The 12,165-nt window shown below is 69.8% G+C and carries 11 protein-coding genes and 1 rRNA gene; 3 read left to right on the top strand and 9 right to left on the bottom strand.

What is annotated here, in order from left to right; genetic code table 11:
• Positions 1 to 452 (bottom strand): 16S ribosomal RNA (locus VGW35_26310); the annotation flags it as partial.
• A gap of 224 nt (positions 453 to 676) precedes the next feature.
• A complete protein-coding gene (gene tyrS, locus VGW35_26305; protein ID HEV8311192.1) occupies positions 677 to 1,936 on the bottom strand; it encodes a tyrosine--tRNA ligase in 1,260 nt (419 codons plus the stop codon).
• Positions 1,937 to 2,094: 158 nt separating this feature from the next.
• Between tyrS and VGW35_26300 the strand changes: the two genes are divergently transcribed.
• Positions 2,095 to 4,194: a PBP1A family penicillin-binding protein gene (locus tag VGW35_26300; GenBank protein ID HEV8311191.1), complete on the top strand. Its 2,100-nt coding sequence runs from the start codon at positions 2,095 to 2,097 to the stop codon at positions 4,192 to 4,194.
• Between the two features lie 111 nt (positions 4,195 to 4,305).
• On the opposite strand, the gene recO is transcribed toward VGW35_26300, so the two are convergent.
• The 7 genes from recO to VGW35_26265 all read right to left on the bottom strand — a co-directional run bounded on the left by recO (position 4,306) and on the right by VGW35_26265 (position 11,315).
• The gene (recO, locus tag VGW35_26295; GenBank protein ID HEV8311190.1) at positions 4,306 to 5,058 is read right to left on the bottom strand and encodes a DNA repair protein RecO; all 753 of its coding nucleotides are present in this window, start codon (positions 5,056 to 5,058) and stop codon (positions 4,306 to 4,308) included.
• Positions 5,059 to 5,112: 54 nt separating this feature from the next.
• Complete coding sequence (gene era / locus VGW35_26290) at positions 5,113 to 6,018, bottom strand: GTPase Era (protein HEV8311189.1); 906 nt, start codon at positions 6,016 to 6,018, stop codon at positions 5,113 to 5,115.
• A 91-nt stretch (positions 6,019 to 6,109) separates the two neighbouring features.
• Complete coding sequence (gene ybeY / locus VGW35_26285) at positions 6,110 to 6,550, bottom strand: rRNA maturation RNase YbeY (GenBank protein ID HEV8311188.1); 441 nt, start codon at positions 6,548 to 6,550, stop codon at positions 6,110 to 6,112.
• Positions 6,547 to 7,527 (bottom strand): PhoH family protein, encoded by a 981-nt coding sequence (locus tag VGW35_26280; GenBank protein ID HEV8311187.1) that lies wholly within the window; start codon positions 7,525 to 7,527, stop codon positions 6,547 to 6,549. Before VGW35_26280 ends, ybeY begins: the two co-directional genes overlap by 4 nt.
• A gap of 51 nt (positions 7,528 to 7,578) precedes the next feature.
• The gene (aspS, locus tag VGW35_26275; GenBank protein HEV8311186.1) at positions 7,579 to 9,372 is read right to left on the bottom strand and encodes an aspartate--tRNA ligase; all 1,794 of its coding nucleotides are present in this window, start codon (positions 9,370 to 9,372) and stop codon (positions 7,579 to 7,581) included.
• The gene (gene hisS / locus VGW35_26270; GenBank protein HEV8311185.1) at positions 9,372 to 10,640 is read right to left on the bottom strand and encodes a histidine--tRNA ligase; all 1,269 of its coding nucleotides are present in this window, start codon (positions 10,638 to 10,640) and stop codon (positions 9,372 to 9,374) included. Before hisS ends, aspS begins: the two co-directional genes overlap by 1 nt.
• Positions 10,641 to 10,802: 162 nt before the next feature.
• The gene (locus VGW35_26265) at positions 10,803 to 11,315 is read right to left on the bottom strand and encodes a gamma carbonic anhydrase family protein (protein HEV8311184.1); all 513 of its coding nucleotides are present in this window, start codon (positions 11,313 to 11,315) and stop codon (positions 10,803 to 10,805) included.
• Between the two features lie 197 nt (positions 11,316 to 11,512).
• Between VGW35_26265 and VGW35_26260 the strand changes: the two genes are divergently transcribed.
• Positions 11,513 to 11,860, top strand: coding sequence for an FmdB family zinc ribbon protein (locus VGW35_26260; GenBank protein HEV8311183.1), 348 nt, complete (start codon positions 11,513 to 11,515; stop codon positions 11,858 to 11,860).
• 50 nt (positions 11,861 to 11,910) lie between these two features.
• On the top strand, positions 11,911 to 12,165 hold a 255-nt coding region (locus VGW35_26255; GenBank protein HEV8311182.1), incomplete at its 3' end, for a hypothetical protein.

The following is a 12,165-nucleotide window of genomic DNA, read 5'->3' as shown; positions in this document are numbered from 1 at the left end:
TCCCCATGACAGGGGTTTACGACCCGAAGGCCTTCGTCCCCCACGCGGCGTTGCTCCGTCAGGCTTTCGCCCATTGCGGAAGATTCCCCACTGCTGCCTCCCGTAGGAGTCGGGGCCGTGTCTCAGTCCCCGTGTGGCCGGCCATCCTCTCAGACCGGCTACCCATCATTGCCTTGGTGGGCCGTTACCCCGCCAACTAGCTAATGGGCCGCGGGCCCGTCTGGGGGTGACAGCTTGCGCCGCCTTTCCTTCCCAGGACTTGTGTCCCGGGGAGCGTATCCGGTATTAGCGGCCCTTTCGAGCCGTTATCCCGGTCACCCAGGTGGGTTACCCACGTGTTACTCACCCGTCCGCCGCTAACCGCCTCAGTTTCCCAAGGCGATTCGCTCGACTTGCATGTGTTAGGCACGCCGCCAGCGTTCGTTCTGAGCCAGGATCAAACTCTCCAGTTTGATCTTCGAAACAGATTCCCACGTCGTGGCCGTTCGGCTTTGACAGGGAAAGGGCATGCACACCTTACCGGTGAGCCAGTAGCATATTCAGCTTTCAAAGAGCAGATAGTTTTCCGAGAACGGACCGCTGATCTTGGAATCAGCCGGGCGGGTCTTTCGAACCCTACGCCCGAAACCGAGAAGGTCCGGGCAACACGTAATACTAGCGGGTGGCCCTCACGCTGTCAAGTGCTTTCTCGACCGGGGGACCCCCCGGGGGGGGCGGGCGCCACGACCTCGAGGATCCGGAAGTCCCGCCGCCCCTTCTGGACCAGGATCTCCTGCCCGGGCCGAACTGTCAAGGTGCGGAAGGGGTCCTCGATCCGCTCATGGTCGATTCGGATTCCCCCCTGCTCGATCAGCCGCCGGGCCTCGCTCACGGAACCAGCGATGCCGGCCGACGTGACGAGGTGGGTGACCCGCGCGGTCCCTCCCTCGACCCGGTACTGGACGCGGGGGATGTCGGTGGGTAGTTCCCGAGCCTGGAACTGGCGGGCGAAGGCCTCCTCGGCCTGGCGGGCGGCCGCCTCACCGTGAAACTGGGCCACCACGGCCCGCGCCAGCCGCTTCTTGGCCTCCATCGGGTGAAGGCCGCCGTCACGAACCTCGGCCACCACCCGGTCGACGTCGGCTGGCGCGAGCCCGCTGACGAGGGGGTAGTACGCCAGCATCACCTCGTCGGAGACCGACATGAGCTTGCCGAACATCGAGGCCGGCGGCTCGGTGATGCCCACGTAGTTGCCCAGGCTCTTCGACATCTTCTGGACGCCGTCGGTGCCGACCAGGAGCGGCATCGTGATGGCGATCTGCGGCTCCTGTCCGCTCGCCCGCTGGAGGTCGCGGCCGACCAGGAGGTTGAAGGTCTGGTCGGTGCCGCCCATCTCGATGTCCACCCGGAGCGCCACCGAGTCCTGGGCCTGAAAGAGCGGATAGAGGAACTCGTGGAGATGGATCGGGCGCTCGGTCTCGTAGCGCTGGGCGAAGTCTTCCCGCGAGAGAAGCCGGGCCACCGTCACCCGGGCCGCCATCCGGATGACATCCTCGGCGGAGAGCGGCGCCAGCCACGAGGAGTTGAAGGCGACCCGGGTCACCTCGGGATCGAGGATCTTGAACACCTGGTCGCGGTACGTCTGGGCATTCGCCTCGATCTCGCCCCGGGTGAGCGGCTTCCGGGTCTCGGAGAGCCCGGTGGGATCGCCGATCATGCCGGTGAAGTCGCCGATCACGAAGTAGATCGTGTGACCGAGCTCCTGGAGCTGGCGCATCTTCTGGATGACGACCGTGTGGCCCAGGTGGAGGTCGGGCGCGGTCGGGTCGAAGCCGACCTTGACGACGAGCGGCGTCCGCGTCCGCACGGAGCGCTCGAGCTTCGTCCGGAGCTCCTCCTCGGTCACGATGGCCGCGGTCCCGCGGCGGAGCAGCGTGAGCTGCTCGTCTCCGGACAGGGTGGGACCGGAACCCGCTCTCGGCATGGCGCAGCCGGTTGTATCACAGGCGCGCGGCGGTCGCAAGGCGGCGCCGATCGCCCACGCCCGATTTGGGAGGCCGGCGCACCCTCCGCAGTATAATGAGGCCGGCGAGGAGCCCCGGAGAGCAGTATCGCGTGCCACCGCATTCCCGCTTCCGACCATCGTCCGGTCCCTGGCGTCGGCGCAAGGGCCGACGCTTCGGCGTCTCCCGGGTCTTCGGGCGTTGGCGATTCAACGTCCGCCGGCTGGTCCCGCCCTGGCGCGTCGTTCGCTGGTTCCTGGCGGCCCTGGTGGTCCTGCTGGTCCTGGCTTCGGCCGGTCTCGCGGTCGCGGCCTACGTCTTCTGGCCGGCCGACCTGCCGTCGGTCAAAGCGCTCGAGGAGTATTCCCCCAGCCTGGGCACCAAGGTTTACGCGGACGACGACGAGCTGCTCACCGAGTTCCAGGCGGAGCGCCGGATCTTCGTTCCGCTCCGCGAGATTCCCAAGATCCTGCGGGACGCCGTCATCGCCGTCGAGGATTCCCGCTTCTACTCTCACTTCGGCGTGGACGTGCGCGGCATCGTGCGAGCGGCCTACTCGAACTTCCGGCATGGCCGGATCGTCGAGGGCGGCAGCACGATCACCCAGCAGCTCGCCAAGGTCCTCTTCCTCACCCCCGACCGCAGCCTGTCCCGCAAGGTCAAGGAGGCCCTCCTCGCCGTCGAGCTCGAGAAGCGGTACTCGAAGGACCGCCTGCTCGAGATCTATCTGAACCAGATCTATCTCGGCCACGGCTCCTACGGTGTGGAGGCGGCATCACGAACATACTTCGGCAAGTCCGTGCAGGAGCTCACGCTCCCTCAGGCGGCCCTCATCGCCGCGCTCCCGCGGGCGCCCGGTAACTACTCCCCGTTCGAGCGCCCCGAGCTGGCCCAGAAGCGGCGGGCGCTGGTGATCGCGCGCATGCTCGAGCAGGGCTACATCGACGCCGCCACCGCCAAGCGCGCCAACACGTCGCCACTCGGCCTGGTCGCGCCGGAGCGTCGCCGCCGGAGCGGCCAGTACTTCCTCGAGTACCTCGAGCAGGGTCTCGAAGCCAAGCTCGGCAGCGACCTCCTCTACAAGGGTGGCCTCTCCGTATACACCACGCTGAGCCCGGTGATCCAGCGCTCCGCCGAGCACGCGCTCCGCGAAGGGCTGCAGGGAATCGGCGCCCGACAGGTCGGGAAGGTGGCCGGGGCCGGGGCGGGGGCGCCGAGCGTGCCGGAGGGCGCCGTGCTCGTCATCGAGCCCCAGACCGGATACATCAAGGCGCTGGTGGGCGGCTCGGACTTCGCCCGCAGCGAGTTCAACCGGGCGATTCACGCCCGCCGGCAGCCGGGATCCGCCTTCAAGCCCTTCGTGTATCTGGCCGCGCTCGAGGCCGGGCGGACCCCGGCCGACCTCCTCGACGACAGCCCGGTGAGCTACACCTCGGGCGGACGGACCTGGGCCCCGGAGAACTACGACGGCAAGTTCCGGGGCCAGATCACGCTCGAGCAGGCCCTCGAGGAGTCGGTGAACGTGCCGACCGTCCGGCTGGCCGAGCAGGTCGGGGTAGGACGCATCATCGAGGTGGCGCGCCGGCTCGGCATCCAGAGTCCGCTGCAGGCCAACCTCACGCTCAGCCTCGGCAGCTCCGGCGTCACCCTCCTCGAGATCACGGCGGCATACGCGGCCCTCGCCAACCAGGGCGTCCGGATGGAGCCGATCGCGGTCCGATACATCACGGACGCCCAGGGACGCCTGATCGAGGAGAACATCCCTCAGGGGCAGGACGCCGCCAACCCCGCGGTGGCCTACGTGCTCACCCAAATGCTCCGAGGCGCCATCGAGCGCGGGACCGGGGTCGCGGCGCGCTCGCTCGGCCGGCCCATCGCCGGGAAGACCGGGACCACCAACGACTTCTCGAACGCGTGGTTCGTGGGCTATACGCCCTCGATCGCCGCCGGCGTCTGGGTGGGCCACGACCGGGTCCGGACTCTCGGCCGGGACGAGACGGGGGCCCGGGCGGCGCTGCCGATCTGGATCGCCCTGATGCGGGAAGTCCTCAAGGATCGGCCGGCGGAGGACTTCGCGCTCCCCGAGAACGTGACGATGGCCAGGGTCGACATGGTGACGGGGTTCCTCGCGAATCCGACGTGCCCTCGGCCGGTCATCATGGCGTTCCTGGCCGGCACTGAGCCGACGCGGTTCTGCCCGATCCATCCCTGAGTCCATGGGAGGGGGCCTCGACGGCCTCCTCCCAGACCTCCCCCCGACTGCGCGCGTGGGACAGATTACCCGTGGGCGGCACTCGGCAGTCGCGAGATCGGGGCGAGCCGCTCAGTCGAGGATCGGGAGGGTCTGGGCGAGGAAGCGGGGGGTCCGGAGGGCCGTGCCGGTCAGGGCGGCCAGGTAGTCGTCCAGGAGACTCGCGGCCTCGCGCTCGACGGGGAGCGCAATCCGGGCCTGGAGCCGCGCCTCCCAGGCCGCCGCCTGGAGGCCCCGGAGCGCGCCCAGCACGCGCGGGGCCACGCCCGGCGCGCCGGGCGGCCGGCAGCTTCCGCAGGTGACGGTGCCCTGCGCGGGATCGAAGGCGACCGCGGCCGTCCCGAGAGGGCGCCCGCAGCCGCCGCACCGATCGAGCCGCGGCCGGTATCCGGCGAGGTCCAGGAAGCGCAGCATGAAGGCGAGCTGGACCCGCGCCGGCGCGCTCGTCTCGAGGGCTCGCAGCGCCCGCAGCAGCAGGAGGAAGCAGGCGGGGTGGGCGTCGCGCTCCTCGACGAGCCGACCCACGGCCTCGAGCATGCGGGCGCCCTGCCCGAGCCGCTCGAGGTCCTCGCGCAGGCGGCGGAAAGATCGGCGGATGTCGAAGTGATCCAGCCGCACCAGCTCGCGTCCCTCCCGCTCGAAGCCGACCACGTCACCCCAGGTGAAGAGCTCGAGCGCGCCTCCGAAGCGCGACCGGACGCGGCGGGCCCCCCGGGCCACGGCCGTCAGCTTCCCCAGGTCCCGCGTATAGAGGCTGACCAGGCGGTCGTGCTCGCCGAGGTCGCGGGCGCGGAGGACGATGCCGTCGGTCCGGAGGAGTGGCACGGGATTACCGGGGGACGAGACGGAGACTCGACATGCGGCCGGCGCCCCGTCGGCTCAGGACGTCAACCGGTAGCCGAACTCGCGAAGGGCCGCGTCGTCGCGGCGCCAGTGCCGACGCACCTGAACCCAGAGGGCGAGATACACGGGCACGCCGAAGAAGGCCTCCAGCTCCCGCCGGGCCGCCTGCCCGATCCGCTTGAGCAGGGCGCCGCCCTCGCCGATCACGATCTTCTTCTGTGACGGCTGCTCGACGAAGATCACCGCACGGACATACAGCCGGCCCGACTCTGCGCGCTCCACCAGCTCCTCGACGCGCACGGCGGCGGCGTACGGGACCTCCTGGCGCGTGAGGAGGAAGAGCTTCTCGCGGATCGTCTCGGCCACGAAGAAGGTCTCCGGCTGGTCGGTGATCGTGTCGGGCGGGTAATAGGCGGGGCCGGCTGGGAGGACCGCGCTGATCGCCGCTTCCAGCCGATCGATCCCGGTGCCGGCGGTCGCCGAGATGGGGATCAGCTCCTTGAACGGATAGCGGCCGGCGTAGGCCTCGAGGAGCGGCAGGAGCCGGCGCTTGTCGGGCACCAAGTCCACCTTGTTGAGCGCGAGCAGGACCGGCGCCGTCACCTCTCCCAGCGGAGCCAGGGCGACCTCGTCGAGGGCGGTCGGCCGCTCGGTCGCCTCTCCGACGAACACGACGCCATCCACCTCTTCGAGCGCCTGGACGGCCGTCCGCGCCATGAACTGACCGAGCTTGCCCCGCGGGGCGTGGAGCCCCGGGGTGTCGACGTAGACGACCTGGGCGCCCCCACGCGTGCGGATCCCGGTGATCCGGTTCCGGGTCGTTTGCGGCTTGGGCGAGACGATGGCCAGCTTCTGGCCGAGCAGGCGGTTCAGGAGCGTGGACTTCCCGACGTTGGGCCGCCCGACGATCGAGATGAAGCCCGATCGGTGGACGCTCGAGATCTCCCCCGCCCCCGACCCCTCCCCGCCCGCCGGGGGAAGAGGAGAGGATGGTTGCGCGGACGCTCGACGACGCGATTCCCTCACGGCTCTCTCAGACGGCGACGTGGAGGGTGGGAGCGGGACGCTCATAGAGCCGACCGAGCATGGCCATTTCGCGCGCATGCATGAGCCGGGCCTCCAGCGGGTCCCGGTCGTCGTATCCGACGAGGTGGAGGCAGGCGTGACAGCAGAGGAGCGCCAGCTCCTCTCGGAGGGAGTGGCCCAGGGCTCGGGCCTGCCGCCGGGCCGTCTCCACCGAGATGACGGCTTCGCCGAGGACGGGCGCCGGCCCGCCGAGGGGGAACGCGAGGACGTCCGTCCGCCGCCGCACCCCCCGGTACCGCGCGTTCAGCGCCCGGATCTCACGGTCGTCGACCAGGCTCAGGCTGAGGTCGTGGTCCCAGACGCCGAGGGCGTCGAGCGCGGTGCGGGTGACGCGCCTGATGTGCCGGAGGTCGACCGGGATCCGCTGGCGGTTCGCGATCGCGATCACGGACGCCCCTCGCGGGGCTTCTGGCCCCACTCGTCGTAGGCCCGGATGATCTCGGACACCAGCTCGTGCCGGACGACGTCCTTTTCGGTGAAGTACACGAAGGCGATGCCCGGGATGCCCTTCAGGACCGCCTGGATCTCGATGAGTCCCGACGCCCGGGTCGAGGGTAGGTCCACCTGCGTGATGTCGCCCGTGATGACCATGCGCGAGTTGAAGCCGAGGCGCGTGAGGAACATCTTCATCTGCTCGGAGGTCGTGTTCTGCGCCTCGTCGAGCACGATGAACGCATCGTTCAGCGTCCGTCCGCGCATATAGGCCAGGGGGGCGATCTCGATCGCACCCCGCTCGGTCAGGGTCGCCACCTTGTCCGGCTCCATCATGTCGTAGAGGGCATCGTAGAGCGGCCGGAGGTAGGGGTGAACCTTCTCGTACATGTCACCGGGCAGGAATCCGAGCCGCTCCCCGGCCTCGACGGCCGGCCGGGTGAGGATGATCCGGGAAACCTCGCGCCGCGTCATGGCGGAGACGGCCATGGCCATGGCCAGATAGGACTTGCCGGTGCCGGCGGGGCCGATCGCGACGACGACATCGCGGGCCCGGATGGCGTCCACGTAGCGCTTCTGGGTGGGCGTCTTGGTCGTGATCTGCTTCTTCCGGGACGGCACCGGGATCGCGTCGCGGAGCATGTTCCGGAGATCGGCCCCCTCGTCCTCGGCGAGCACCCGGAGAGCCGCCCGGACGTCGGGCCCCTGAACGGGGAGCCCGGCTGCCACCCGGCCCTGGAGCTCCTCGAGGATCCGCGCCCCCCGCGCCACCTGGCGCTCTTCGCCCTTCAAGATGATCTCGACGCCGCGGGCGACGATCCGCAGGTCGAGATGGCTCTCGAGCAGGCGCAACGTCTCGTCGTTCGGACCCAGGAGCGGAAGGAGGTCGGATTCGGCCGGGAGGGTGATGCGATGGGTGGTGAGCTCAGGCACGCGCGGTCTCGGACTCCTCCATGCGCCCTCAGTATAGCAGACCCGGGGTCGTCAATGCTCGCCCTGGGGAGGCTCGGGCTCGACGGTCAGACCCAGCTCGGCGAGCTGGACCGGGCTCACGGGCCCGGGCGCATCCGTCAGCGAGCAGGTCCCCTTCTGGGTCTTGGGAAAGGCGATGACCTCGCGGATGGAGTCGACTCCGGCCAGGATGGCGACGATCCGGTCGAGCCCGAACGCGATCCCGCCCATGGGCGGCGCGCCGTACTCGAGGGCGTCCAGGAGGAACCCGAACTTCGCCCGGGCCTCCGCCTCGCCGATGCCGAGGAGCTCGAAGACCCGCTGCTGGAGCGCGCGCGAGTGGATGCGGATCGAGCCGCCTCCGATCTCTTGGCCGTTGAGGACCAGATCGTAGGCCTTGGCCCGCGCCCGGGCGGGGTCGGCCAGGCCGGTCGCGACGTCCTCATCTCGAGGGGCGGTGAAGGGGTGATGCATGGCGTCCCAGCGCTTTTCCTCCTCACTCCACTCGAAGAGCGGGAAGTCCACGACCCACAGGAGCCGGAAGGTCTCGGCCGGGACGAGACCGAGCCGCTGGGCCAGCGCGACGCGCAGGCGTCCCAGCACGGTCGCCGCCAGCGGCATCGTGTCGGCGACGAGAAGGATGAGGGACCCGGGCCCGGCTCCGCACCGCTCGAGGAGAGCCGGTCGCACGGGCTCGAGGTGACGGGCCGCCGGCGACTGGAGCGCTCCCTCGCCGACCCTGACCCAGACGAGCCCCCCGGCCCCGAATCCCTTGGCCTGCTCGACGAGGTCGTCCAGATCCTTCCGCGAAAAGCCCTCGCCGGGAACCGTGAGCGCCTTGACGGCCCCGCCCCGGGCGACGGCCTGGGCGAACACCTGGAAGCCGGCCTGCCGGAACAGGTCGGAGCAGTCCTGGAGCTCGAGGCCGAACCGGAGGTCCGGCTTGTCGGAGCCGTAGCGGGCGACCGCCTCGTCCCAGGCCAGGCGCGGGAACGGCCGGGGCACGGTCACGCCCATGACGCGCTGGAAGATCTCGCCGACGACGCCCTCCATGATCGGCAAGAAGTCGTCCCGGTCCAGGAAGGACGTCTCGACGTCGATCTGCGTGAACTCGGGCTGCCGATCGGCGCGCAGATCCTCGTCGCGGAAGCACCGCACGATCTGGAAGTACCGCTCGAGCCCCGCCACCATCAGGATCTGCTTGAAGAGCTGGGGGGACTGCGGGAGCGCGTAGAAGTTCCCTCGTGACAGTCGGCTCGGGACCAGGAAGTCCCGCGCCCCCTCGGGCGTCGAGCGGGTGAGCGCGGGGGTCTCGACTTCGACGAAGCCCTCGCGATGGAGATAGTCGCGCACGGCCTGGCACACGCGGTCCCGGAGGATCAGATTCCGGAGCATGGCCGGTCGCCGGAGGTCGAGGTAGCGGTAGCGAAGGCGCAGCGGCTCGACCGTCTCCTGGCTCTCGTCGAGCGGGAACGGCAAGGGCTTCGACTCGTTGAGGATCCGGAAGGCCTGGACGCGGATCTCGACCTCGCCGGTCGGCAGGTGCGGGTTCACGGTTCCCGCCGGCCGCCGCTCGGCCTGGCCCTGCACGGCCAGGACGAACTCCGCCCGGATCCGGCCGGCCGTCTCGTGCGCCGCGGCGGCCGTGGCCGGGTCGAAGACGAGCTGGGTCACCCCTTCCCGGTCCCGCAGGTCGACGAAGATCAGCCCGCCGTGGTCCCGGCGGCGGAACGCCCAGCCCATGAGGGTCACCGGCTGGCCGGCGTCGGCCGCTCGGAGCGCTCCGCAGGAGTGCGTCCGGCGCCAGTCACCCATCGTGTCCGTCATCACGTCTCTCCGAACCATCGGAGCGGGCCCTCGGGCCCGTCCACGAACCCGTCGAACCCCTGCGCCTCGAGTGCCGCCAGCTGCGGTCCCCGCCGTCTGGCGTGGAGCTCCAGGGACACCGCGAGCTTCTCCTGCTCCCTGAGCTGCCGCGCCCGTTCCAGGACCGGCTTCAGGTCGGGCGTCGCCTCGTCGAAGAGCAGCGCGACGCGCTGCCGGCGGCCGGCGCGCCCGGCCGCTCGCTCGGCCAGGATCAGGATGACCCGCTCGAAACCGATGGAGAACCCGGTGGCCGGCACGTCCTGGCCGAGGATCTTGCCGATCAATTTGTCGTAACGTCCGCCCCCCGCGATCGCGGAGGGGAAGCGGGCCGAGGTGATCTCGAAGATCGGTCCGGTGTAGTAGGACATCCCGCGCACGAGCGTCGCGTCGAAGCTGACCGGGGTATGGGCCCGCGCGGCTTGGACGATCTGCTGCAGGCCGCTGACGGCTTTCTGGGTCTCCGGGTCGGAGACATAGGCCTTCAGCGGTTCAAGCTCGCCTCCCGCCTTGAGCGTGGTGAACCGCTCGATCACGCAGTGGATCGCCGCCTCTGGATGACCAGCCTGCCTCAACTCCTCCGCGATCGCGGCCGGCTCGAGCTTGTCCCACTTGTCGAGGGTGATGAAGAGGCTGTCGTGGCGCCCCCGGTCGAAGCCGCACGACTCCGCCATGGCGGTGAGAATCCGCCGGTCGTTGATCCGGACACTCAGGTCCTCGAAGCCGAGCGCGCTCAGCGCCTCGGTGGTGGCGAGGATCAGCTCGATCTCGGCGACCGCGGAGGTGACGCCCAGGATGTCGATGTCGCACTGGGTGAACTGGCGAAACCGCCCCTTCTGGGGGCGCTCGGCGCGCCAGACCGGACCGATCTGCACCGCCTTCAGGGGCTTCGGCAGCTTCGCGTGGTTGTGGGCGTAATAGCGGGCCAGCGGCACCGTCAGGTCGAATCGCAGGCCGAGATCCACCAGGTCGGCTTCCCCGGTGGCACCGGCCAGATCGAGCTTTTCCCCCCGCTTGAGGACCTTGAAGATCAGCTTCTCGTTCTCGCCGCCCTCGCCCTGCGTCAGCAGGTGGATGCTCTCGAGCGCCGGGGTCTCGACGCGCCTGAACCCGTACTGGCGGTATACGGCGAGGATGGTCTGGGCCGTCGCGTCGCGCAGCTCGGCCTCCTCGGGGAGGATGTCCCGCATTCCGCGAGGTGGTTCCGTGCTGAGCTTGGGCTGGCGCGCCACGCCTATTTCCCCTCGCGGTACTGGTCTTTCAGCCGCACGTAGTTTCTCCAGAGGGGGGCTCCGCCCCCCTCCGGGGGCCCTTTGGGCAAAGCCCGACCGTTCGCCATGCGGCGAACGGCTCGGGCCCGCCTCCCCCCGGAAGACGAAGCGATGGTGACATCGCTACATCCCCTCGCGGTACTGGTCTTTCAGCCGCACGTAGTTGTTGGTCGGCCGATGGATCAGCTCGAGGTCGGCCTCGGTCAGCGTCCGCTTGGGCCGCGCCGGGCTCCCCATCATCAGGGTCCGGCGCGGGACGTGGGTCCCCGGCGCCACCAGGGCGCCGGCGGCCACGATGGACTCCTCCTCGATGACCACGCCGTTGAGCACGATCGCCCCGATGGCGATCAGGCAGTGCGGGGCGATCCGTGCTCCGTGGAGGCGCACGGCATGCCCCAAGGTCACGTAATCGCCGATCTCCACGGGGGGCCCGCCCCGGTCGACGTGGATCACGGTGCCGTCCTGGATGTTGGTGTGGTGGCCGATCCGGATCCAGTTCACGTCCCCTCGGACGACGGTCTGGAACCAGACGCTCGACTGCTCCCCGATCTCCACGTCGCCGATGACGTCCGCCGTCTCGGCGATGAACGCGGTCTCGTGGATCCTGGGGAGCTTCCCCTGGAAGGCCCGGATCACGCCTCCTCCGTTCGGCAAGCCTCGCTCGCGATCAGCAAATGCTAACAGGCCCCCCGGGGAGTCGCAATTGGCAATTGCCGATCGGGCATGACGGAGTCGGCGCCTTGACACCGGCCCCCACGCGGTGCTATACACGAATAGGTCCCTCAGGGGCCCCACGGGAGCGCCGCCGCTCCCTTTTTCTTGGGGGAGGCAAGGTGCCGACCTACGAGTACGAGTGCGAGGCGTGCGGGCGGGTCTACGAGGTGTGGCAGCGCATCTCCGCGTCCCCGTTGACGCACTGCCAGTTCTGCAACGGCCCCGTCCACCGCCTGCTGGCCGCCGCCCCGTTCATCCTGAAGGGGGGCGGCTGGCATGCCACGGACTACCCGTCCGAGTCGCGGAAGAAGGCCATGGAGGCCGAGAAGAAGACCGCGCCGGCCGAGACGGCCGGGAGCGCGAAGAGCGCGGAGGGCGCCCCGGACTCGACGGCGAAGCCAGCCCCGGACTCGACGGCGAAACCGACCCCGAGTCCAGGCAGCTCGTCCTCTTCGACCACGGACTGATCCGCGCCGCCTGGCCGGAAGGCTTCCCCGCAGCGGGCACAGAGGGCGTCATGCGCATGATTCGCCTCGCCGGATCGCTCGTCGCCCTGCTCCTCGCCGCCGGCTGCGTGAGCGGCATCCCTCCCGAGCGGCTCAAGACATGGGTCGGCCGTCCGGCCGCCACGCTCGAAAAGGATTGGGGTCCGCCGACTCGCGAAGTGCAGGAGGGCGACCTGCGGATCCTGATCTACGAGGAAGTCGAGAATCCCCGGATCTCCGGTCTCCAGGGCACCACCTCGGCCTACCGCCGGGGCGCGGTCCAGAGT

It is taken from the genome of Candidatus Methylomirabilota bacterium, from assembly GCA_036005065.1.
GTDB lineage: Bacteria > Methylomirabilota > Methylomirabilia > Rokubacteriales > DASRDR01 > DASYQW01.
This window is presented reverse-complemented; position numbering and strand designations above follow the sequence as displayed.

What these genes read in the sequence shown, in the direction of transcription:
- aspS (HEV8311186.1), bottom strand. Translation starts at nt 9,372, where the DNA reads ATGACGGACACGATGGGTGACTGGCGCCGGACGCACTCCTGCGGAGCG.